The organism is Nocardia sp. FBN12, from assembly GCF_054031145.1.
This window is the reverse complement of sequence record NZ_CM132926.1, coordinates 2,162,692-2,185,289: the sequence shown is the minus strand read 5'-3', so window position 1 is coordinate 2,185,289 and position 22,598 is coordinate 2,162,692. Positions and strand designations below refer to the sequence as shown.

Sequence of the window (22,598 nt, the reverse complement as noted above, 5' to 3'; positions counted from 1 at the left end):
GCGCTGAGAGACAACTCACTCGATGTGCTGGACGGCCGATCACCCTGGGCGGACCATGGAGGCATGGACGAGGGTCGAAACGAGGCAAGGCGCGCCGCGGCCGAGGCCGAGATCAGCAAGCACGGCCGACTCGTGCGCGGCCCCCGCGACGGCAAGCTGCTCAGCGCCGGCATGCTGCCGTTCTTTCGCCTCCGTGCCCCGCGCGGCTACGGGATTCTCACAACCACGGGACGCAAGACGGGCCTTCCGCGCCCGAAGTGCGTACGGATCTTTCGCGACGCCGATCGGGCGTACCTGGTCCAGTTGATGCCGCCGCATGTGACGGTTCAGCAGCCGGATGCGGTCAATGCCTGGCTGCTCAACGTCCGCGCCGACCCACACGTCACGGTGCGGCTGACCGACGGCACCTTCAGCGGAACCGCCAGGGAGATCACCGACCCGGCCGAACTCGCCACCGCCCGCGCCCTGCTGTGCGACACCGTCGTGCTGGTGGACTTCGGCGAATGCACCCTTCACCTGCGCGGGATTCCCTCGCGGACGAAGATCCGCGAGCTACACGAGTACTGGTTCGACACCGGTCGTGCCGTAGCCATCGATTTGGCGGTCTAGCCGAAGCCCTCCTCTGTCCGTGCTGGTGAGTTGTCGTGTCGTGCGGACATGGTGGGAGGTGAGGCGTGAGTATATGGACGGAGTCGGACACATGGTTAGATGCGCATATCTACGTAACTACATGAAGAAATTGTGAAAGGCTCCAGCTTCGCCGCTCCGCCCTAATTCCCCCGCACAACCACCTCGATGTCGCACACTGATCGCACTCCCCTTCTCCCTAGCCCGCCAGGAGTGCCATGCCCTCCCCCACTGGTCGCCGATTCCTCGCCACGGTCGCCCTGGCTGCGGCCGCGCTGCTCGCGACCAGCCCCTCCCCCGCCCTTGCTCGGCCACCCGCGCCGGCTCAGCTGGCACCGCTCGGACCCGAATTCCTCTGGGGCGTGGCAGCTTCCGGCTTCCAGGCCGAAGGCGATGCGCCGGACAGCAATTGGCGCCGCTATGTCAAATCCGGGACCACCGCCGACCCCTACCTGAACTCGGTCGACTTCCGGAATCGCTACCGCTCCGACATCGCCCTCGCCGCGAAACTCGGTGTGCGCGTGTACCGCATCGGCATCGAGTGGGCACGCGTCCAGCCGCGACCCGGCGTCTGGGACGAGGCAGCGCTCGCGTTCTACGACGACGTCGTCGGCGCTATCACGGAGGCGGGGATGCGGCCGATGCTCACTCTCGACCACTGGGTGTATCCCGGCTGGGCCGCCGACCGCGGCGGGTGGCGCGATCCGGAGATCGTCGCGAACTGGCTGTCCAACGCGCGCCATGTCGTCGACCGATACGCCGGCGCCGACCCGTTGTGGGTGACATTCAACGAGCCGACGTTCTATCTGGTCAACGATCTGCGCCACGGAGGTATCGCCGCCGCCGACGTCCTCACCATGGGTGAGCGAATCATTCAGGCGCACAACAGCATCTACGACTACATCCACGCCGTGCACCCGGGCGCCCAGGTCACCAGCAATGTCGCCTATATCCCCGCCGTCGACGACGCGGTCAGCGGATTGCTGCTCGACCGGATCTCGGCACGCCTGGACTACATCGGCATCGACTACTACTACGGCCTGTCCCCCACTCAGCTGCACATCCCCGATCCCGACAAACTCTGGACGATTCCGCTGCAACCCGAGGGCATCTACTACGCGCTCGACCACTACGCGCGAAAGTTCCCCGGCCGCCCGCTCTACATCGTCGAGAACGGCATGCCCACCGAGAACGGACGCCCCCGCGCCGACGGCTACACCCGCGCGGATTCATTGCGCGACACCGTGTATTGGTTGCAGCGCGCGGTCGCCGACGGCATCCCACTGATGGGCTACAACTACTGGAGCCTCACCGACAACTACGAATGGGGTTCCTACACAGCACGTTTCGGCCTCTACACGGTCGACGTGCTGACCGACCCGACCCTGACCCGCACCCCCACCGACGCGGTCGCGGCATACCGCGCGATCACCGCGGCGGGCGGCGTCGGCCCCGACTACCGACCGACGCGCCCCGTCGCCCCGTGTTCACTCGTCGACGGGCTCGCCAGTTGCGCCGATCCGGTGTCGGTCCCTCGGTAGCGGTTTGAAGAACCGATGGTTGCTCTACACTCGGGCGGGTGTCGAGCACAGCGTCACACCCTTCCAACGCCGTGAGCGGCAGGCAGGCCCGATGGCAGCCGCACAACGACAGCCGCCGGGAGCGGATCGTGCTGGCCGCGGTCGAGCTGATCGAACAGGCGCCCGCCGGTGTCGAGGTGCCGATCATCCAGGTCGCCGAGCACGCCGGGCTCGCGAAATCGGTGGTCTACCGGCAGTTCGCCGGTCGCGACGAGCTGGATCGCCGGATCAGGAGCGAGATCGCCGACCGTTTCGTCGCCGACATCGAGGACGCGCTCGACATCGCCGAGGGCTCCATCCACGAGATCCTGGTGCGCACGATCGGCGGCGTCGTCACCTGGATCCAGGACCATCCCCGGCTTCACGAGTTCCTGCGGACGGGTCCGTCGGAGGCCGATCCCGATATCGATGCGATGAGCGCGCTGATCGCCACCATCGCGGGGTCGACCAGAGCGCTGGTCACCGGACTGGCCGGGGTGGTCGGGGTAACCGACGAGGCCTCGGCCGACACGATGACCTTCGCCATCGTGTCGATGACCGAGGCCACCGTCACCCGCTGGGCCAACGACCCGAACCCGGCACTCACCAGGGACCAGCTGATCGAGGAGGTCGCCTCCTACGCCTGGCACGTGGTCGACGGCGTCGCCCGCCGCCACGGCCTGAACCTGGACCCCGACCAGCAACTCACCGAGATCATCACGCAGCTGATCGCCGGCGACTGAGCCGCGGGCGATTCGCTCAGGCGGCGCGGCGCGCGCTGCGTTCGGGCTCGCTGCGGTAGCGCGACACGGGCCCGTCGATACCGAACTTCCGCCACAGCCACTTGGCGGTCGGGTTCATCAGGCCGAGATCGGTGGCCAGTTTGCGCATATCGCCGAAGTAGCCCGACAGGATCTGCTGGGAATGCTCCGACTTCCAGAACGCCTGCTCGATGACCTCGCGCGGAATATCGAACTCGCGCTCGAACGAACGCGGCGGTGCCATGATCTCGCTGACCAGCCAGCGCATCGCGATCGGGAACGCCACCGAGCAGACACCACGGTTGAACTTGCCCATCCGCCCGATGTGCGCGGTGAGGAAATCCCCGGCGAAGGAGATGTGGCGCGCTTCCTCGGCGATGTGAATCTCCATGGTGCGCAAGACCATCGGCGGCAGCGACGCGCCCTCGCGGATCATTGCCTTCTGGTAGTGGTCGATCGGTTCCTCGCCACCGAGGATGCCGATGAACAGGATGGTGTGGGCATAGCCGCCCGCGACTCCGATCAGCGGGGACAGCGCCCGAAACATCGGCCGCATCCCGGGCACGTCGACGTCGATGCGGTTGACCAGCTCCTGGAACATCTGGATGTGGTTGCACTCTTCGGTCATTTCGTGCAAGCAGTACCGAAACTCCGGCGAGCCGTTCGGCAGCTTCATGATGTATTGCATCATTCCGCGGATCAGGATGCTCTCGAAGGCGGCGCCGACCTTGATCGAATTGGCTGTGCGCCATTTGCCGATCGCGATGCGCCGGTCGAGCGGTTGATCGCGGTACCACTGCGTGGCGCCGAGGGGATCGACCTCCGGTGAGAGAACCCACCGCACATCGTTCGGGTCAAGGGCGAGCTCGGGCGAATCCCAGTCGATATCGAGGTAGGGATCGAAATGACGGTCGACAGAACCCTGTGACAGGGTTGCCAGCGCCTCTCGGTACTCCTCGGTGATGGGTCCGCCACGGCTCGATTCGGTCAGCGTCATCGGTGCCTCCTCGGTTCGCGTCGGGCGTGCACGACGCTGTTAGCGCCGTCACACCGTTACCCCAAGAATAACTGAGACCGTCAGTCTCATACAACCCTGACTCGATAACGTTTCCCGCGTCCTATTCGACGAGCAGAACCACCAGCTGACGCGCCAACTCGCCGTCACCGGGACCGCCGAGCCAGATCAGCGGTCGCCGCTGGTCGAGATGGTCCAGCGCTTCGGGCAGGGATACGTACACGCGATCGGCGCGGACGACACACACCTGCGGCACGGCCTCGGAGACAGCAGGCCCCCCGTCGACGTCGAGTGCCAGCGAGCCGGTCGACGCGTCACCGGCCACCGCATCGCGCACCACCGCGTCGCCGGGCTCGGCCGAGTCCGAGCCGCTGTGTACGACCTGATGACCTGGCGCACCGGCCCAGTGGTCCAGCCACGCCGGGCCCGGCTCCACCGCCGCGAGCACCGTCTGCACGCTCATGCCGTAGAGCACGTCGGCGACGGCGGCGGGCAGGCCCGCGATGTCGACGGTGCGCACCAGCGAGCCGTGCTCGCGCAACCGGTCGACGAACCGTTCGAGCACCTCGGCCCGCTCGGCCGGATCCACGATCGCGTGCCTGCCTGCGGATCGACGCATGGGTACCCGGCGCTCGTCCTCGGGCAGGTCGAGCAGCCCGTCACGGACTCTGCGCAAGATCTCCTCGCGGGAATTCACTCGGGCACTCTCCTTAGTTGGCGACGCCGATGTCGCCGTTCACACATTCCTCTCCCCACATACCGCGGGAACTCTTCAGATCGCTACCGTACCGACCGGTCCACATGGTCCGGGCGCGGCACGACGAAGCCGAGCAGGTGCAGTAGCTGGTCGACATGCAAGTCGAAGATCTCGGCGCGATCGGCGAAGGTGTCGCGGCCGTACATGTCGAACACGTCGAAGTTCACCGCGCCGAACAGTGTGGTCCACGCGGTAAGGGCGGCGGCGATCACCCGATCCGGGGTGGCAAGGCCGAACTGCTCGCGGACCGTCACGAAATCGGCCGCGGTACGCGGGGAGATTGCGGGGTCGGCCCCGGGGACGTCGAGCCGGCCCTGGCGGTAGGCGCTGTCGATGATGCCGAGCAGGATCGCGATCACCCGGATACCCGGCGCTTCGGTGTCGTCGGCCGGGGCGGCGTAGCCGGGGACAGGTGTGCCGAAGAGCATGCCGTACCAGGCCGGTTCGGCCAGCGCCCATGCCCGCACGGCCCGTGCGGCGACCCGGAAACGGGTCGCGGGATCCTCCGGCGCGTCGATCAGTGCCGCGTCGACGGCGTCGCCCAGCGCGTTGTAGCCGTCGACCACCAGCATGGTCAGCAGTTCGTCACGGCTGCGGACGTACCGATACACCGCCGACGAGACCACGCCCAGATCGCGGGCGACCGCGCGCAACGACAATGCCGCGGCACCCTGTGTGGCCAGATGCTCGCGGCCGATGCGTTTGATGTCGGCGATCGTCTGCGCGCGGGCCAGTGCGCGCGGACCCGGCCGGTCGGAGCTCATCGTCCGATCATCGCGCACTCGCGGCGCGGGCCGGGTCCCGGCGTCCGGCCGTGTCGTCTTCGGCGGCGGCGCGTTCGATCTCGGCGGCAAATGTCGCGCCGCCGACCGCCCAGGCCATCGCGAGCAGTCGGTCGCGGAAGCGGCTCAGGTCTACGCCCACCCCTTCGCCGCCGTAACCGGTGCCCGTCGCATCGCGGACCGTGGACACCACGTCGTCGGCGAGATCGGCGATGCGTGACTGAATCAGTGTCCGCAAGACCCCACTGAGCGTGATGTCGATACCGACGTCGTAGAGGACGAGTGCGGCTTTGAGCATCGTGCGGTCCGCGACGAACCAGTGTTGGCCGCGCCGTTCCAGATATCCGGCCGCGACGAGTTCGGTGAGCACATCGGTGCCACGCTCCCCCAGCATGGCGACCAGCTCGGCATCGTCGACGGAGGACGAGCGTTCGACGGACTGTCCCGCGCGCGGATCGAACAGCGTGCGCCAGTCGCCGGCCTGCGGTTCGGTCTCGAACACCTCGCGGATGGCGTCCAGCCGTAGCCCGCGCGCCTGCATGGCGACGATGTCGCGCAGCCGGTCCACATGCTCGTCCGAGTAGACGACTTCCTTGCCCGCGCGACCGGGTTTCGGCAGCACGCCCAGCGAGTGGTAGTAGCGGATGGTGCGCGACGCCACGCCGCTGACGTCGGCGAGTTCCGCTCGGGTGTATCGGGCCACCCGACCAGCATAGGGCGAGCCGGAACCTACGTTGACAGCTCTGGCTGTCGCCATTAGCGTTACCCGCGTCACTGCCGACACCGATCGAGGAGCTCCCCCATGCCCGAGCGCACCACCGATTTCGACGTTCTGATCGTCGGCTCCGGCTTCGGCGGCAGTGTCACCGCACTGCGCCTGGTGGAGAAGGGCTACAAGGTCGGCGTCATCGAAGCCGGCCGCCGCTTCGCCGATGACGAACTGCCCAAAACCAGTTGGGACCTGCGCAAATTCGTGTGGGCGCCCAAGCTCGGCTGCTATGGCATCCAGCGCATCCACCCGTTGCGCGACGTTCTGATCCTGGGCGGCGCCGGTGTCGGCGGTGGTTCCCTGAACTACGCCAACACCCTCTACGTGCCGCCGGAGCCATTCTTCCAGGACCCGCAGTGGCGCGAGATCACCGATTGGCGCACCGAGCTGACGCCCTATTACGAGCAGGCGAAAAAGATGCTCGGTGTGGTGACGAATCCCCACATGACCCCCGCCGACGAGATCTTCAAGGCCGTCGCCGAGGACATGGGGGTGGGCGAGACCTTCGTCCAGACGCCCGTCGGCGTGTTCTTCGGTACGCCGGGCGAGACCGAGGCCGACCCCTACTTCGGTGGTGCCGGTCCCGAGCGCACCGGCTGTGTGGAATGTGGCGACTGCATGGTCGGTTGCAAGTTCGGCGCCAAGAACACCCTGGTGAAGAACTACCTCTATCTCGCCGAAAAGGCCGGCGTACAGGTCATTCCGATGACCACGGTGTCGTCGTTGCGACCACTGCCGGACGGCACATGGGATGTGGCCACCGAGCGCACCGGTGCCTGGGTGCGTAAGGCACCCAAGACCCTGACCGCCAAGCATGTCGTGCTCGCGGCGGGCACTCTCGGCACGCAGAAGCTGCTGCACGCGATGCGCGACGAAGGCTCGCTGCCGAACCTGTCGGACAAGCTCGGCCTGCTCACCCGGACGAATTCCGAGTCCATCGTCGGCGCCGCGACCAAGACGCTCGGCCCCGACCAGGACTTCACCAAGGGTGTCGCGATCACCTCGTCGATCCACCCCACCCCCGACACGCACGTCGAGCCGGTGCGCTACGGCAAGGGCTCGAACTCGATGGGCATGCTGCAGACGCTGATGGTCGACGGTGGCGGACGGGTGCCGCGGTGGCTGCGATTCCTCGGCCTGGTGCTGTCCAATCCCCTGATCTTCCTGCGCTTCATGAGCGTGAAGAACTGGAGCGAGCGCACGATCATCTCCCTCGTCATGCAGCACCTGGACAACTCGATCACCACCTACACCAAGCGCGGGCTGTTCGGTGGTCGCAAGCTGACCTCCAAACAGGGCCACGGACAACCGAACCCGACGTGGATCCCGGCGGGCAACGATGTGACCCGCCGGGTCGCGGAGAAGATCGGCGGCGTCGCCGGTGGTACCTGGGGTGACGTGTTCAACGTGCCGATGACGGCGCACTTCCTCGGCGGTGCGGCGATCGGCGCGGACCGCGAGCACGGCGTGATCGACGCCTACCACCGCGTGTACGGCTACCCGACGCTCAGCGTCGTCGACGGTGCCGCCGTGTCGGCCAACCTCGGTGTCAACCCGTCGCTCACCATCACCGCGCAGGCCGAGCGCGCGGCCGCCTACTGGCCGAACAAGGGTGAAATCGACACCCGTCCCGAACAGGGCGCCGGCTACACCAAGATCGCCCCGGTTCGACCCAACCAGCCAGCCGTGCCCGCGAGCGCACCCGCCGCACTGGTGCTGCCGATCGTCGAGATCCGCAGCTCGGAGAAGACCGCAGGCTGATTCGACGTCATCAGGCCCCGGCCTCGCGGTCACCCACCGCGAAGCCGGGGCCGATCCCGTTCCCGGCCACGTAGCATCGGTACGGACGACGGGAGGACCTGCGATGTCGGTGCTGGTTCTGGGCGGATACGGAACGGTCGGCGCGCATCTGGTGCGCTTGCTGCGCGCCGAAGGAGTCGCCGTGCAAGCGGCGGGGCGTGATCCCGCCAGGGCGGATCAGGTGGTCGACCTGCGCGACAGCGCCGGTGTCGACGTGGCCATGGCGGGGGCGACCATCGTCGTGAACTGCGCAGGCGCGGAGGACATTCGGTTGGCGAGGGCCTGCGCCGCTCGCGGGATCCCGTTCGTCGACATCTCCGCGACGTCGGACTATGTGCAGGCGCTCGAAGATGTCGACGGCCCCGTGGTGCTCGGCGTCGGGTTGGCTCCCGGCTTGACCACCCTGCTGGCCGTCGACGCGCTCACACACCACCGCGGTCAAGTCGACATCATGATCGGCCTCGGCTCCGGCGAAACCCACGGCCCCGCCGCGACTGCCTGGACCTATCGGCTCCTCGGCAGGCGCTTTCCCGACGCCGACGGCACCAGCATTCTCAATTTCACTGGGCGGCAACGCTTCTCAATACCTGCGGCTGCCGCCTACCGACCGTTTCCCGCCTTGCGCGCCGACTTCGCCGATCAGCACCGCCTCACCCGCGAGTTCGGCGTCCCGGTGCGTACCTACCTGCGCCTCGACTCCCGGCTCGCCACCCTCGGTCTGGCGGCTCTCACCTGGGCGCCGCCCCTGCAATCGCTGTCACCGGCCCATATGCCGGGTGGTAGTGACCGCTGGGTCGCGCTCGCCCGGTCTGCGGACGGATCGATCAGATCGGCGAGCGGTCGTGGACAATCGCTGGCTACAGCCGTGATCGCCGCTGTCACGGTTCGGGCGCTGATCCGGAATCCGGTCGCCGTGCCGACCTGGATCCACCAGCTTCTCGCGCTCGACGACATCGGTCACGACCGTCTCGCAGCCGATATCCGGTTCGACCGCTCCTGACAACTCCGGCCAGAGCTGTGCGAGAAGGTATCTCGAACGTGCTCAGAGTGCGTTGATCCGGGCGAGTGCTTCGAAAGCCACGTCGCCCGCGTGCCACAACGCCGTGATCTCCGCGCGGATCGTGGGTGCGAGAACAGGGTCTTGCAAGGCAAGGCCGTTGGTGAAGATCACCGTGTTCGCGCCGAGGTCGGCGGCGATGAGCAGCTGTTCGGTGGCGACCCCCGCGCCGAACAGCTGGTCGAGCCCCTCGCCGACGAAATAGAACCGCCATAGTGGGCCGAGGTCGGCGCCGTAGGCCGCCTTGGTGCGGTCGATGATCACGTCGCCGACCGCCGCGATGCCGGCGACGATCTTGAAATAGTCCGCCGCGTTCTCCGGCCTGCTGCCGACAGCTGCCACCGAGTAGGTCAGGTCGACGGTCAGGTGCGCGTTGTAGCCGGCCATAGCGGTGCGGGCGCGCGAGGCCCCGCAGTCCTGGGCGAGTGAGAAATAGTGCGCCCATTGTGGTTCCACGATCCCGCCGGTGAATTCGGCATGCAGATTGTCGAGGAATCGGCGCAGCAGTTCCGAGCTGATCGCGTGTGCGTACTCACTGTTCGCGAACGCCGCCGGGTCGCGTTGCATCGGCATCACCGCGGCGTACTCGACGCCGTCGAGCCCGATCGCGAACAGTCCACGCAGGTCGCGATGTTCGACGAGAATCTCGGTGATCCGGTGGTGGCGAGCCACCGCGTCCTCGAGCCGGTCCAGGCTGTCGGCGCCGGAGATCGCCGAGGTGTCCGACAACCGCACGATGTCGGCGATGTCGGTCTGCGACAGGGTCGACCCGCAAGCCGTGTCCCGGACCGCACCCTGGGCCGGGCCTGCGGGCAGAACCAGTGCCACGACGGCGGCACAGGCGGCTATTCCACTGGATACGCGCACGCGCCGATTCCACCATCTCTCGGCGTGATTCGCGCATCGACGGTCCGATGGGCGTGTCGGCCACACAGCTTTGGCGGTGGCGCCGAAGCCGCTCAGACCAGGCGCAGGCTGTTGATCATCTTCTTGGCTTGCTCGGCGGTGAGTTCGCCGGTGGTACCTCGGTCGACGAGGATGGTCATCACGAGCGCGGTGTTGGCGGCGTTGCGGAAGCCGAAGGTGTAGACGGAGTACGCGTTCGCGGTGCAACCCGGGACCGTCGGGGTCCACGCTCCCGAGGTTTCCACGAACTGGCCGCTGACTCCGCTCTGGGTCTTCAGCGACGTCGGGGTGCTCAGTGTGCCACCGCTGGGATCCGAATACCCGCCGCCCGCAGAGATTTTCGCGACCGATTGGGCTGCGGCACCCAGGTCGGTTTCGGTGGTCGAGGTGACGGCGGCCATGGCGCGATAGACCGAGCCGGGGCAGTAGTCGGCCCCCTCGGTCGCCTGGCCGCGCCCATTGACGGTCCCGGCCGCGGTGCTGAACGACATCGGGTCGGAGTCGGCGTGGATCGTCCAGGCGGAGGGGACGTCGTAGGCGACGCGGTAGATGGGGATGAGCACCCCCTTCGACCCGGGCGCCAGCGGTGCGGTGCTCGTGCCGGTCAGCGGACCCGTCTTCGTGGTGGTCGTCGTGCTCGCCGCGGTGGCGGATTCATCGGACGATGCGACCGAGACGGCGACCGCGACGGCCACCCCGATCACCAGCACGACGACCACGGCGATGACCGCGATGATCGCGCCCGATCCTCCGCTACGCCGCGGCGGCGGCGAATATTGTTGCGGCGCGGGCGCATAACCGTACGGCTGCTGGCCGTACCCCGGCTGGGCGAATGGTTGTTGGCCCGTTCCGAATTGCTCTCCATACGGCTGATGGCCGCTCCCCGGCTGGGACGCGTACGGTTGCGCGCTGCCCGCCGGCGGGGCGTAGGGGTCCTGCCCGATCCCGGTTTGCCCGAACGGTTGCTGACCGGTCCCCTGCTGCGCATAGGGCTGCTGCCCGGTCCACGGCTGCCCGACCATCGGCGGCGGCGCGACCGGATGCTGTCCGCTACCAGGCTGCCCCGTCCCCGGCTGTTGCCACTGCGGTTGATTCCCGGTGCCGGGTTGCTGCGCGTACGGCGGCTGCCCCATCGCCGTCTGCCCGAATACTGTCGGCGGCGCGACCGGATGCTGTCCGCTACCCGGCTGCCCCGTTCCGGGCTGTTGCCACTGCGGCTGATTCCCGGGTTGCTGTCCCGATGGCTGCTCACCCGTCCCGGGCTGCGCGAACACAGTCGGCGGCGCGACTGGATGTCGGCCGCCGCTGCCAGGCCGTTCGACCGCCGTCGAGTCGGCCGACTGTTGCGCGCCGTCTTCCGGGCGCTCGGGTGGGTTGCTGGGCGACCGCAGGAGGGTCGGATCGGCGGGAGATTGGGCGGGGTCGGGGGTGGGACCCGACATTCCGGGAGCCTCCCACCACCGATCACTGTCGTTTGCCACGTCCGGAGTCCTTCCTCGCCCTCTGACGCTGCGACCGTCGAGCGGGCCGCATTCGGTCAGATCCACTCTCAGCGTAACGGCGAATCAGCTCGGCCGAGAACTCGAAAACCGTGCGGATGGCACCTGTTCGGCACACTGGCGCCCCGCGCGGCTCGGTGGCAACATCGCCGCCGACACACCATCGACTGATCCAGCGACAGCGACCTCGACGCCATGCGGGATCCGGCTCAATCCCCGGTCGGCCCACCGGCGGTGATCAGGTTCGCGGCCGCCACCGTCGCCGCACCCAATTCGTTCAGCGCCCCGGCCGACAACCGGGTATCAGGGCAGCTGACAACCGCGGCCACGACAACACCCTGGCGATCGCGGACCGGGGCCGAGAGGGTGACGACCGCGTTCTCGGAACCGAGTTCGTCGGGGAGATAGTCGATGGTGATCAGTTCGGTGATGACCGAACCCAGCTGGGCGCGCAGTGCCGCCGTGATCGGTGAATCACGCAGGCCCGCCAGTACTTCCAGCATCGGGGTCGATTCGTCGACGAGCCGTTCGACGGAGTAGCCCCTGGTGCGGATCTCGTCGAGTACGAGGGCCAGTCGCGCGCGATGGGCCGGATCCGCCCTGGCCAGCCAGGCCTCCTGCACGGATTCGGTTGCCCAAGCGACGAATTCGCGGCAGACGGGCGGCGCCAACGGAAGGCGGCGTCCGGCACGAATCCAGCCGGCCGACGGATGCCCGACGACCTCGGTGACCACGATGCTGTCGCCCGCTCGCTCGGCGAGGAACACCGGCACCTCGGCCCGCTCGGACAAGGCGCGCAGATGCGGAACAGCGGTGCGCCGCAGCGGAAATGCCGCTTCGGCCCGCTTCGCCACGGTCAGCAGCCGCAACCCGATGCCGTAGCAGCCCTCATCGTCGCGCACCGTCCAGCCATCGGCGGTGAGCTGGGTGAGCACAGCATGCGCGGTGGCACGGGAGAGCCCCGCTTCGCGCACGATGCGGGCCAAGGACAACCGTTCGGTGGCATGGCGCGACAGCAGCTCGAGGACCTTGACCACGCGCTGAGTCGGCGGCGACGCGGCACCAGGAATGTCGGCATCGCCCATCGAATCCGGGGTCACCTCTTGACCGGCGCGCGCGGCCCGGCTTACTGTTGGTGTCACAATACCGAACAATAGCGTCGAATATTCGACAACGCAACCCGTCGGGGCAACCTGGCGAAACGCAAGAACGAAGTGGGTGAGCAGTGCAGGCGGGGTACGAGTTATCGCATCTGGCGGCCTTGGAGGCCGAGTCGGTGCACATCTTCCGGGAGGTCGCGGCCACGCTCGCGCGACCGGCCCTGCTCTTTTCCGGCGGCAAGGATTCCGCCGTGCTGTTGCATCTGGCGCGGCGCGCGTTCTGGCCCGCGCCGCTGCCCTTTCCGCTGCTGCACGTCGACACCGGTCACAACTTCGACGAGGTGATCGAGTTCCGTGACCGCACCGCCGAGCGCACCGGGGCACGTCTCGAGATCGCCCGCGTCCAGGACGACATCGATGCGGGCCGCGCCGTGGAACGCCCCGGCGGCACCCGCAACCCGTTGCAGACCACCACTCTGCTCCGCGCGATCGGTGAGCACCGGTTCGACGCGGCATTCGGCGGGGCACGCCGCGACGAGGAGAAGGCGCGCGCCAAAGAGCGAGTGTTCAGCTTCCGCAACAGTTTCGGCGAATGGGACCCACGGGCACAGCGACCCGAGGTGTGGAATCTCTACAACGGCCGCCACCAGCCCGGCGAACACATCCGGGTGTTCCCGCTGTCGAACTGGACCGAGCTCGATATCTGGGAGTACATCGACCGCGAGGCCGTCGAGCTGCCGTCGCTGTACTACGCGCACGGGCGACAGGTCATCGAACGCGACGGAATGCTGTTGTCGGCAACCCGATTCATCACGCCCGCGCCCGGTGAACGCGCCTTCGAAGCCACCGTCCGATTCCGCACGGTCGGCGACGCCACGTGCACCGGCTGCGTCGAGAGCACCGCCGACACCCCCGCGAAGGTGATCGCCGAGACCGCCGCCACCCGACTCACCGAACGCGGCGCCACCCGTGCCGACGACCGGATCTCCGAGACCGGTATGGAAGACCGCAAGCGAGAGGGCTACTTCTGATGCGCCGCAACCTGTTACGACTGGCGACCGCGGGCAGCGTCGACGACGGCAAGTCCACTCTCATCGGCCGGCTGCTCTACGACTCCAAGTCGCTGTTCGACGATCAACTCGCCGCCATCGAGCGGGTCAGCACCGAACGTGGCGGCGCCGCGGCCGATCTCGCCTTGGTCACCGACGGCCTGCGTGCCGAACGGGAGCAGGGCATCACCATCGACGTCGCCTACCGCTACGTGACGACACCGCGGCGCAAGTTCGTCATCGCCGACACCCCGGGGCACGTGCAGTACACCCGCAATATGGTGACCGGTGCGTCCACCGCGGACCTCGCATTGATCCTGGTCGACGCCCGCACCGGTGTTTCCGAGCAGACCCGCAGGCACGCGTTCCTCGCCACGCTGCTCGGGGTGCCGCACCTGGTGGTGTGCGTGAACAAGATGGACCTGGTCGACTGGTCGCAGGAGCGATTCGAGGAGATCCGCACCGAATTCGCCGCGTTCGCCGCAAAATTGACGGTCGGTGATCTGAGCTTCGTGCCGGTGTCGGCGCTGCTCGGCGACAACGTGGTCGAGGGCTCCGAGCACATGGACTGGTATCCGGGACCGCCGTTGCTGCGCCATCTCGAGGACGTGCACATCGCCTCGGACCGCAACCTCATCGATGCCCGGTTGCCGATCCAGTACGTCATCCGGGCGCAGGAGGGACTCGACCACCGCAGCTACGCGGGCACCGTCGCGGGCGGGATCTTCAAGCCCGGCGACGAAGTGGTGGTGCTGCCCTCGGGGCGGTCCTCACATGTCAAGGAGATCTGGGGTCCTGGCGGCACGAAGGTCGACGAGGCGTTCACCGGGATGGCTGTCTCGCTGACCCTGGAAGACGACATCGATGTCGGTCGCGGTGACCTGCTCGCCCGGCCGGGCAATCGTCCCCATATCGGCACCGAACTCGACGCGATGGTGTGCTGGTTCGCCGAGGGTTCCCAGTTGCGGGCGGGCGCTCAGTACGTGGTGCGTACCGCGGCGCAGACTTCGTCCGCACAGATCACGGCCATCGACTACCGGCTCGATGTGAACTCCCTGCACCGGGTCGAGGACGTGGAGTCGCTGTCGCTCAACGACATCGCGCGCATTCGTCTGAGCAGCCGCCAACCCCTGTTGTCGGATCCGTATCGCGAGAATCGGCGCACGGGCTCCTTCATCCTGATCGATCCGGTGACCGATCAGACCGTTGCCGCCGGCATGGTGACCGGTCGGGAATCGGGGCCGGACCACACTGAGCAGATCGCCGCCTCAGTCGATTCCGCGCAGTCGCTGGTCTGGCATCGCTCGGCGGTGAGTCGCGCCGAACGCGGACATGCGGGCGTGACTGTCTGGCTGACGGGGCTCTCCGGGTCGGGGAAGTCCACGCTGGCCGTCGAGCTGGAGCGGCAACTGGTCGCGGCCGGGCGTCCCGCCTACCTGCTCGACGGGGACAACCTGCGCCACGGTCTCAACGCCGGCCTCGGCTTCTCCCCCGCCGACCGGGACGAGAACGTGCGCCGGGTCGCCGAGGTCGCCGCACTGTTCGCCGATTCGGGTGCGGTGGCGATCGTGTCGGTGATCAGCCCGTTCACCGCGCAACGTGCCAACGCGCGGACCACCCACGACGACCGTGAACTTCCGTTCCACGAGGTCTTCGTCGACACCCCACTCGCGGTGTGCGAAAGCCGCGACCCCAAAGGCCTCTACGCGAAAGCCCGCGCGGGCGAGCTGCCCGGCTTCACCGGGATCGGTTCGCCCTACGAACGGCCCGAGCACGCCGATCTGGTCATCACTCCCGATCTCGGCACCCCCGCCGAGATCGCCGCCCATGTCCTCCGAGAGCTAGGAATCGCAGACCGTTGACCCACTCCAGTACCGCCACCGAAGCCGGTAGCAGCGCGCCACCGGAGCCGCTGACCGCACCATTTCTCGCCGCGGTCGCCCAGGCCGAAACACTCATCGCAGGCGCGGAATTCGTCCGCGACGAGCAGGACCTCGCCGAGGGCTACGACTATCTCGCCGCGAGTATCGCTGCCTGCCTGCGCCTTTCGGGCGCGCACGGCACGTCGCATCCCTACTTCGTGTCCTCGACCGGCCCTTACGCCAAGATGGGCCTGGACAACCCGGACACCCTCTATTACCACGCGAACATCGAGCCGACCGCTGAGTACGTGGTGAGCGGTGTGCGCGGCAGCACCGTCGACCTGAGCTTCCAAGTGCTCAAGGGTGATTACACCGCGACCGATGTGCCCGGTGGTGCCGACGCGTTCGACGACCGGCGCATCTCGATCGCCGCCGACGGCAGCTTCTCGCTCCGCTTCGGGCCCGCGAAACCCGATGCGGGCCCGGACTATTTCCCGCTCGGGGAGGGCGCGTCCATGTTGGCCGTGCGCGAGGTCTACAGCGACTGGACCGAGCGCAAGGGCTCGATCCGGATCGAGCGAGTCGACACCATCGGCACCGCACCGGCCGAACCGGACCTGGCGCGCCTGCGTAAACGGTACGGCGCGGCGGCGAAGATGCTGCTCACCCGTGTGCACACCTGGTTCAACTTCCCGAAGTGGTTCTACCTCGACCTGCCGGTGAACACGCTCACCGCACCCCGGCTGACGCCCGGCGGGCTGAGTACCCAGTACTCCTCGGTCGGGCATTTCGACCTCGCCGACGATCAGGCGCTGGTGATCACCGTCCCGAAATCCGATGCGCCGTATCAGGGATTTCAGCTGGGCAGTCTCTGGTACATCTCCCTGGACTACGTCAACCATCAGACGAGCCTCAACCACTCTCAGGCGCAAGTGGATTCGGACGGCATGATCCGGATGGTGGTGAGCAAGCAGGATCCCGGCATCGCGAACTGGATCGAGACCACCGGGCGCACCCGCGGGATTCTGCAGTTCCGGTGGCAGCGCACCGATCGGCCGATGACCGAGGCCGATGGCCCGACTGTCGCCGTGGTACCGATCGAAGAAGTCGCACAACACCTTCCGAACTTCGAACACAACCGGATCGACGCCGCTGGCTGGCGCGACCGGATCTCGGCCCGGCAGCGGGCCTTCTCCGAAAGGATGATGGGATGAGCGGGGCACTGCTGGACGGCAAGGTTGTCGTTGTTTCCGGCGTCGGACCGGGTCTCGGCCGGTCGATCTGCCTGGAAGCGGCTGCGGCAGGCGCCACGGTCGTGCTCGCGGCACGCACCGAATCCCGCTTGCTCGAGGTGGCTGCCGAAATCGAGGCGGCGGGCGGCGCCACGCTGAGTGTGCCCACCGACATCACCGACGAGACCGCGGTACAGAATCTCGTGGCGCGCACGGTCGAAACCTTCGGCCGGGTCGACGCACTCGTGAACAACGCGTTCTCGGTGCCGTCGATGAAACCCCTCGACCGCACCGACTTCGACCACATCCGGTCGAGCCTGGACATGACGGTGCTCGGTGGCCTGCGGATGACCCAGGCATTCGCGCCGGCGCTCTCCGAGTCCAAAGGTGCTGTGGTGATGATCAATTCGATGGTCGTCCGGCACTCCGAACCCCGGTACGGCAGTTACAAACTCACCAAGGCGGCGCTGCTGGCCATGTCGCAGACCCTTGCCACCGAACTCGGCGGCAAGGGCGTGCGGGTCAACAGCGTGCTGCCCGGCTACATCTGGACCGACCAGCTGAAGTGGTACTTCGGTCAGGTCGCCGAGAAGTACGGCATCACCGTCGAGCAGGTGTACGAGCAGACCGCGTCGAAATCCGATCTGAAGCGGTTGCCCGAACCCGACGAAATCGCCCGTGCCGTGGTGTTTCTCGCGTCCAGCTGGTCATCGGCGATCACCGGCCAGACCCTCGACGTCAACTGCGGCGAATACCACAACTAGGAGCTTCCCTGATGACTGTGCGCACCGATGTCGGCACCGTGGCCGACCTGCACGCCTCAGCCACCAAACTCACCGGTCTCACCGATTTCGGGGCCGACGACTACACCGCGGCGTTGCAGGTACTGCTCGACTCGTATCGCGACGAGGCCGGGCTCACCGAGCTCGGCTCCAAGATGTCGCGGTTCTTCCTGCGCGGCACGCTCATCGCCCGCGCGCTGAGCGAAGCCGCATGGGCGGCGAATCCCGGGTACGTCGAAACACCGGTCACCCGGCCGATTTTCGTCACCGGCCTCCCCCGGACCGGCACCACCGCACTGCACCGATTGCTCGCGGCCGATCCGGCCAACCAGGGATTGGAGATGTGGCTGACCGATTTCCCGCAGCCCCGCCCGCCGCGGGACACCTGGGCCGACAATCCCGCCTACCAGCAGATCGACGCGGGTCTGCGACAGCATCAGGTGCAGAACCCCGAATTCATGGGCCTGCACTACATGAGTGCCTCCGACGTGGAGGAATGCTGGCAGCTGCTGCGCCAGTCGGGCACGTCGCATTCCTACGAGTGTCTCGCCTACGTACCCGGCTATTCGGCATGGCTGTCCACCCAGGACTGGACCCCCGCCTACGCACGGCACCGCCGCAACCTGCAGCTCATCGGCATGAACGACACCCGCCGCTGGGTCCTCAAGAACCCCAGCCACCTGTTCTGCCTCGATGCGCTCCTGGCGACCTACCCCGACGCCATCGTCATCCAGACCCACCGCGACCCCGCCACCATCATCCCCTCGGTGTGCAGCCTCAACGAACACGCCACCCGGGGCTGGTCAACCACCTTCACCGGCGAAATCATCGGCCGAACCCAACTCGACCTGTGGTCGCGCGGCCTCCACGAATTCACCGCCGCCCGCACCCGCCACCCCGAAGCCACCTTCATCGACGTCGACTTCGACGACCTCCGCACCGACCCCCTCGGCGTCGTCGACCGCATCTACGCCCGAACCGGCACCGCGCTCACCTCCGAAGCCCGGACCGCCATCACCGCCCTCGACAACGAAAGCCGCACGGGCGATCGCAAAGCCGCGCACCACTACTCCCTCGCCGACTACGGCCTCACGGAGAACATGGTCGCCGAACGCTTCGGTAGTTGATCTCGAACGGTCAGCTACCGACGCTCGCCCGGCATCCCCGACCGGATGCCGGCGAGCGATGCGATGTCCTGCTTGTCAGCGAGGCCGGTATCGACCGACAGCAGGGAAAGCAAACGAAGTGGTCGACCGGCCTTCGCCGCTGCTTCCAGCTTGTGATGGCCGTCGAGCAGGAAGTGGATCAACGAATAATGCGTGTAGTAGTCACGGCGTTCCTCGGCGACGGCCGGCTGGACCACGTCCAGGATCGACACCGCCACCGCCGTTGGCGTCGAAACGCTGCGAAGCTGCTCTTCGAACTGCGCCACACGGGTGGCGTCGTTCCACGTCGGTGGAACCATCGGAACCACGAATTCGTACAGGTGCGCGTCAGCGCTCACCGCGGTCTCGAAGGTCCGGTAGTAGACCGTGCGGGGATGGACGGGCAGCCCCCAGAACGAATCGATACCCCACGTCTCGACCTGTTCGTGAGCGAAATAGTCGTCGCGATCGAGAGGATGCACGAGCCGGGGGTTGATGCCCACCAACATCGGCTGGTACCGCCCCGCGGGCAGCAATTCGCCGATGGTACGAAAAGATCAGCGCGCGAACCGGCCGCCACTTCGTGCGGCTTCACTCGTCGACGTCGACCCCATAGCGCCTGGCCAGGTCGGCGAGATCGGTCTCGTAGCCCTGGCCCACCGCGCGCAGCCGCCAATCTTCACCGCGCAGATACAGTTCGGCGAGCAGCAGGGTGCGTTCCACGGTTGCGGCATCGAGCGTGGAACGCACCGCGGTGCTCGATTCCGTGCCGGCGGCGAAGTCGAGCTCGATGGCGCCGACGTCGCCGAAGGTGAGACCGGCACCGTCGAGGGAAGCGGCGAGGACGATCCGAGTGCAGTACTCGGGCAGGTCATCGAGGACCAGGGTGATCGACTGCTCGTTCGGCCCATCCTCGGAAAGCTTGGCGCCCTGCGATTCCGGCTGGTTGTAGAACAGGAAGTCGGCGGAATCGTCGACTCGCTCATCGCTGCCGAGCAGGAACGCGACGAGATCCACGGTCGGCGCACTGAGCTGGCTCCACGTTGCCCGCAGAGTCCACGTGGTGCCGCCCTCGGTGATCGGCACGTCGATCACCTGACCTCGCGACAACACCGTCGACTCCGCGGGCCGGATTTCGGCATGACCGGGTTCGGTCGATGCCGCAGGGATCGCCGCGGGCGCGATCGCACCTTGCTCGAGCAGGTCTGGTCCGTGGACCGCCAGTGCGAGTTCGCCTGCCTTTCGCGCGCGCCGGTCGGATTCCCCACCTGCGAGAAGGAGTACATCGGTCACTGTCGCGGAGAGATTGACCGCGGCCGAACCGCCGAGCTCGACGATCCGCGAGCGCGCCGCCGCAGCCTGGCCGTGGGTTCCGCCCAGCACCAGAATCCGCCGACCGGCCAGCGGACCCGATATCGCCCGTGCGGGTGCCACTGACCGGCGTGGCGCCGCAACCTCAGGTGCCGCCGCCCCTTTCAAGTGCCCCGGTTCTATCGACTCGAGCAGTGCGGCGAACCGGGCCTCATCGATCACCGGCGTGCCGAACTCGAACGCCTTGCGCGCCTTGCCCGTTCCCGCCAGCGCATTGTTGGTGACCAGCACACTGGTTCGGTTGCTCACCATGCTCGTCACGTCGAGTCCCGCAGCCTCTGCACGGGCGACGAGCACTTCCCGTTCGATCCGGGTCTCTCCCGTCAGCGCCACCTTCATCCCCTGTCGCAGGCGACCGGCCACCGCCAGCTTTCCGGGATAGACGAAGTCACACGGCGGCTTCGGGCCGCGACGTTCGACTGGCCAGCTGGACTGCGTCGGTCTGGCCGAATCAGGTGCGCATTCGAGCAAAGGGGGTGCGATACCGAGATGGGCCGCGTCGGCGACCAACGCTCGAAGGACATTCGCGAGAACACGGGTGTCGTCGAGCGCATCGTGCGCCTTCTGTTGCGGCACACCGTAATACGTCGCCAGCGTGCCCAACCGGTAGTCGGGTGTCGGCAGCGCGATGCGGCGAGCCAGGGCCAACGTGCACAGTCGGCGCTGTACCGGCAGAGCTCCCCCGGCCCGGGCGAACTCCTGCAGCAGGAAGCCGTAGTCGAACAGCGCGTTGTGCGCCACCATCACCCGGCCGTCCAGCATGGCCGACAGCTGGTCGCGCACTCGGCCAAACTCGGGCGAGCCCCGCAGCACGTCGGCAGTGAGCCCGTGGATGTGCACGGGACCCGGATCGCAACCCGGATCGATCAGGCTGTGGAACTCCCGCGTCACCCGGCCGGTGCCGTCCAGTGTCACCGCCGCGACGGACAGCACCCGGTGCTGGTGCGGCCGTAGCCCGGAGGTCTCGACATCCACCACGGTGAACGCACCGAACCCAGCTGTCTGCTGCTGCTCATCAACCTGTGTCATCCCCTGCATGAGCATCGCATCGTTCGCCGGGCCCGCAACGTTGCACTCGACGACCAGTGACGCGCGAGTTGCGTTGCGAGACTTCGGCGCCGAGTCGGGGCACCCGACCCGTGCCGTTGGCGCCGACGGGCCGGGGGCACAGAGCGCCGCCGAAGGATCACTCGCCGCCCATCGCGAGCTGGTAGAGGGTGTCGAGGGCGTCATCGATGGGGTGTGGCTTCGGCTTTCCGTCGGGACCGATCTCGTTCCACCGCACGAGGTTTGTCGCGACCGACATCTGGCGGGTGCCGTCGGCGCTGGTCAGCGATAGCGCCTGGGCACCGAAGACGCTGCCGTCGTGGCCCCAGAATGTTTCGCCGCCCGGAGCCTGCACCCGGTGCAGGCCGAGACCGTACTCGATCTGTGTACCGTCCAGCGCGATGACGGGCACCGTACGCTGCATCTGCGCCAACGACTCCCGGCTCACGATGTGCCTACCGAGCAGCATGCGGTAGAAGCGATTCAGGTCCGCCATGGTCGAGACGAGTCCGGCGCCGGGCAGCGCCCACGACATGTTGTAGACGCTGTAGTCGCGCGGCGGATCGATCATTCCGAACAGCCGCTCGTACATTCGCGGGTGCGGAACCGACAGCGTCGGCCCGTCCGGAAACGCGGTGTGCTCGAGCCCGGCGCGTCCGATCACATTCTCGGCGACATAGGTCTCGAATGCTGTTCCGGTCACCTGCTCCAACAGTTGGGCAAGCAGGAAGTAGTTGGTGTTGGAGTACACGCCGGGGGTTGCTCCGGGCTCAGGGGTGGCGGGCGGCGCGCTGACGCCCATTCCGATCAACTCGACCGGGTCGAACTGGGTGAACTGATGCTCGTCCAAGCTCTCCGACGACAGCTGCGTCCCGCCGAAAAAGGCTGCGAGGGAAGGAAAGGAGTACGGCAGGTGCTCGGCCAGCCCGCTGGTGTTGTTGAGCAGCATCCGCACCGTGATCTTCGCGCCACGCTCACCAGGGACCAAGTGCGGCAGGTAGTCACCGATCGATGTGTCGAGTCCGATTCGCCCCTGCTCGACCTGCTGCATGATCGCGGCCGCGATGAACGTCTTGGTGATGCTGCCGACTCGGTGGACCATGTCGGGCCCGATGGGCTCGCCGGAGGTGACGTCGGCGACCCCCGCAGTGCCACTCCACACCCGGTCGCCGTCACGTACCTCCATGTACACCCCGGTCATTCCCGCGTCGCGGACCGCATCCAGCGCGGATTGCAGCGCAGCCGGATCGAGTCCGGAACCTGTTCGCGCAGTGTCTGTTTCGCCGGATGCCGCCCGCATCGTGCATGCGCTGACGGTCAGAACGGCGACGCCTACCAGCATTGCCAGTGAGATCTTCACGATTTCTGTCCTCCCGTGGTCGGCCGCTGTAGTTCGAAGCGGCGCACCGTTACCGTGGCAGGTGAGGCCGATGGGGCGCTTTCGAAATCATGCGGTCCGGCACGGTCTCCGGTGATCT

At 67.3% G+C, this 22,598-nt stretch carries 20 protein-coding genes; 10 read left to right on the top strand and 10 right to left on the bottom strand.

The window, feature by feature from the left end; translation table 11 throughout:
* Positions 1-63: 63 nt before the first annotated feature.
* From ACWZHB_RS10650 to ACWZHB_RS10640, 3 genes are all read left to right on the top strand, one after another.
* The gene (locus ACWZHB_RS10650) at positions 64-609 is read left to right on the top strand and encodes a nitroreductase/quinone reductase family protein (protein ID WP_427907775.1); all 546 of its coding nucleotides are present in this window, start codon (positions 64-66) and stop codon (positions 607-609) included.
* Between the two features lie 236 nt (positions 610-845).
* Entirely contained in the window at positions 846-2,168 is a 1,323-nt protein-coding gene (locus ACWZHB_RS10645; protein ID WP_427907774.1) for a family 1 glycosylhydrolase, read from the top strand.
* Positions 2,169-2,206: 38 nt separating this feature from the next.
* On the top strand, positions 2,207-2,929 hold the full coding sequence (locus tag ACWZHB_RS10640; RefSeq protein WP_427907773.1) for a TetR/AcrR family transcriptional regulator: 723 nt from the start codon (positions 2,207-2,209) through the stop codon (positions 2,927-2,929).
* Positions 2,930-2,945: 16 nt separating this feature from the next.
* Here the strand turns inward: ACWZHB_RS10640 and ACWZHB_RS10635 are convergent, their stop codons facing one another.
* From ACWZHB_RS10635 to ACWZHB_RS10620, 4 genes are all read right to left on the bottom strand, one after another.
* A complete protein-coding gene (locus ACWZHB_RS10635; RefSeq protein ID WP_427907772.1) occupies positions 2,946-3,944 on the bottom strand; it encodes an AurF N-oxygenase family protein in 999 nt (332 codons plus the stop codon).
* Between the two features lie 121 nt (positions 3,945-4,065).
* Entirely contained in the window at positions 4,066-4,659 is a 594-nt protein-coding gene (locus ACWZHB_RS10630) for a hypothetical protein (RefSeq protein ID WP_427907771.1), read from the bottom strand.
* A gap of 83 nt (positions 4,660-4,742) precedes the next feature.
* On the bottom strand, positions 4,743-5,483 hold the full coding sequence (locus tag ACWZHB_RS10625) for a TetR/AcrR family transcriptional regulator (protein ID WP_427907770.1): 741 nt from the start codon (positions 5,481-5,483) through the stop codon (positions 4,743-4,745).
* Positions 5,484-5,490: 7 nt separating this feature from the next.
* The gene (locus ACWZHB_RS10620; RefSeq protein ID WP_427907769.1) at positions 5,491-6,204 is read right to left on the bottom strand and encodes a MerR family transcriptional regulator; all 714 of its coding nucleotides are present in this window, start codon (positions 6,202-6,204) and stop codon (positions 5,491-5,493) included.
* Between the two features lie 99 nt (positions 6,205-6,303).
* Between ACWZHB_RS10620 and ACWZHB_RS10615 the strand changes: the two genes are divergently transcribed.
* Together ACWZHB_RS10615 and ACWZHB_RS10610 are read left to right on the top strand one after the other, a co-directional pair.
* The gene (locus ACWZHB_RS10615; RefSeq protein ID WP_427907768.1) at positions 6,304-8,031 is read left to right on the top strand and encodes a GMC oxidoreductase; all 1,728 of its coding nucleotides are present in this window, start codon (positions 6,304-6,306) and stop codon (positions 8,029-8,031) included.
* Between the two features lie 103 nt (positions 8,032-8,134).
* The gene (locus ACWZHB_RS10610) at positions 8,135-9,070 is read left to right on the top strand and encodes an NAD-dependent epimerase/dehydratase family protein (protein WP_427907767.1); all 936 of its coding nucleotides are present in this window, start codon (positions 8,135-8,137) and stop codon (positions 9,068-9,070) included.
* Between the two features lie 42 nt (positions 9,071-9,112).
* Here the strand turns inward: ACWZHB_RS10610 and ACWZHB_RS10605 are convergent, their stop codons facing one another.
* From ACWZHB_RS10605 to ACWZHB_RS10595, 3 genes are all read right to left on the bottom strand, one after another.
* Positions 9,113-9,994 (bottom strand): DUF5995 family protein, encoded by an 882-nt coding sequence (locus ACWZHB_RS10605; protein WP_427907766.1) that lies wholly within the window; start codon positions 9,992-9,994, stop codon positions 9,113-9,115.
* A gap of 92 nt (positions 9,995-10,086) precedes the next feature.
* Positions 10,087-11,514: a YML083C domain-containing protein gene (locus ACWZHB_RS10600; RefSeq protein ID WP_427907765.1), complete on the bottom strand. Its 1,428-nt coding sequence runs from the start codon at positions 11,512-11,514 to the stop codon at positions 10,087-10,089.
* Between the two features lie 227 nt (positions 11,515-11,741).
* On the bottom strand, positions 11,742-12,674 hold the full coding sequence (locus ACWZHB_RS10595; protein WP_427907764.1) for an IclR family transcriptional regulator: 933 nt from the start codon (positions 12,672-12,674) through the stop codon (positions 11,742-11,744).
* 83 nt (positions 12,675-12,757) lie between these two features.
* Here ACWZHB_RS10595 and cysD point away from each other — a divergent pair, with 83 nt between their 5' ends.
* The 5 genes from cysD to ACWZHB_RS10570 are packed head-to-tail and all read left to right on the top strand — an operon-like array spanning position 12,758 to position 18,684.
* The gene (cysD, locus tag ACWZHB_RS10590) at positions 12,758-13,663 is read left to right on the top strand and encodes a sulfate adenylyltransferase subunit CysD (protein ID WP_427907763.1); all 906 of its coding nucleotides are present in this window, start codon (positions 12,758-12,760) and stop codon (positions 13,661-13,663) included.
* Positions 13,663-15,543 (top strand): adenylyl-sulfate kinase, encoded by a 1,881-nt coding sequence (gene cysC, locus ACWZHB_RS10585; RefSeq protein ID WP_427907762.1) that lies wholly within the window; start codon positions 13,663-13,665, stop codon positions 15,541-15,543. The genes cysD and cysC overlap by 1 nt, the downstream gene beginning before the upstream one ends.
* Positions 15,540-16,757: a hypothetical protein gene (locus tag ACWZHB_RS10580; RefSeq protein ID WP_427907761.1), complete on the top strand. Its 1,218-nt coding sequence runs from the start codon at positions 15,540-15,542 to the stop codon at positions 16,755-16,757. Before cysC ends, ACWZHB_RS10580 begins: the two co-directional genes overlap by 4 nt.
* Positions 16,754-17,539, top strand: coding sequence for an SDR family oxidoreductase (locus ACWZHB_RS10575; RefSeq protein ID WP_427907760.1), 786 nt, complete (start codon positions 16,754-16,756; stop codon positions 17,537-17,539). Before ACWZHB_RS10580 ends, ACWZHB_RS10575 begins: the two co-directional genes overlap by 4 nt.
* 11 nt (positions 17,540-17,550) lie before the next feature.
* Entirely contained in the window at positions 17,551-18,684 is a 1,134-nt protein-coding gene (locus ACWZHB_RS10570) for a sulfotransferase family protein (protein WP_427907759.1), read from the top strand.
* Positions 18,685-18,698: 14 nt separating this feature from the next.
* Here ACWZHB_RS10570 and ACWZHB_RS10565 read toward each other — a convergent pair whose 3' ends face one another.
* The 3 genes from ACWZHB_RS10565 to ACWZHB_RS10555 form a co-directional block, all read right to left on the bottom strand.
* Positions 18,699-19,238, bottom strand: coding sequence for a hypothetical protein (locus ACWZHB_RS10565; protein WP_427907758.1), 540 nt, complete (start codon positions 19,236-19,238; stop codon positions 18,699-18,701).
* 55 nt (positions 19,239-19,293) lie between these two features.
* Entirely contained in the window at positions 19,294-21,102 is a 1,809-nt protein-coding gene (locus ACWZHB_RS10560; protein ID WP_427907757.1) for an exonuclease domain-containing protein, read from the bottom strand.
* Positions 21,103-21,259: 157 nt separating this feature from the next.
* Positions 21,260-22,480 carry a serine hydrolase domain-containing protein gene (locus tag ACWZHB_RS10555; protein ID WP_427907756.1) on the bottom strand — a complete coding sequence of 407 codons (1,221 nt, stop codon included), beginning with the start codon at positions 22,478-22,480 and terminating at the stop codon, positions 21,260-21,262.
* Positions 22,481-22,598 lie beyond the last annotated feature (118 nt).

Coding starts and splice junctions, on each gene's coding strand:
- ACWZHB_RS10645 (WP_427907774.1), top strand. CDS start 846: ATGCCCTCCCCCACTGGTCGCCGATTCCTCGCCACGGTCGCCCTGGCT.
- cysC (WP_427907762.1), top strand. CDS start 13,663: ATGCGCCGCAACCTGTTACGACTGGCGACCGCGGGCAGCGTCGACGAC.
- ACWZHB_RS10610 (WP_427907767.1), top strand. CDS start 8,135: ATGTCGGTGCTGGTTCTGGGCGGATACGGAACGGTCGGCGCGCATCTG.
- ACWZHB_RS10575 (WP_427907760.1), top strand. CDS start 16,754: ATGAGCGGGGCACTGCTGGACGGCAAGGTTGTCGTTGTTTCCGGCGTC.
- ACWZHB_RS10625 (WP_427907770.1), bottom strand. CDS start 5,483: ATGAGCTCCGACCGGCCGGGTCCGCGCGCACTGGCCCGCGCGCAGACG.
- ACWZHB_RS10570 (WP_427907759.1), top strand. CDS start 17,551: ATGACTGTGCGCACCGATGTCGGCACCGTGGCCGACCTGCACGCCTCA.
- ACWZHB_RS10650 (WP_427907775.1), top strand. CDS start 64: ATGGACGAGGGTCGAAACGAGGCAAGGCGCGCCGCGGCCGAGGCCGAG.
- ACWZHB_RS10560 (WP_427907757.1), bottom strand. CDS start 21,102: ATGACACAGGTTGATGAGCAGCAGCAGACAGCTGGGTTCGGTGCGTTC.
- ACWZHB_RS10635 (WP_427907772.1), bottom strand. CDS start 3,944: ATGACGCTGACCGAATCGAGCCGTGGCGGACCCATCACCGAGGAGTAC.
- ACWZHB_RS10615 (WP_427907768.1), top strand. CDS start 6,304: ATGCCCGAGCGCACCACCGATTTCGACGTTCTGATCGTCGGCTCCGGC.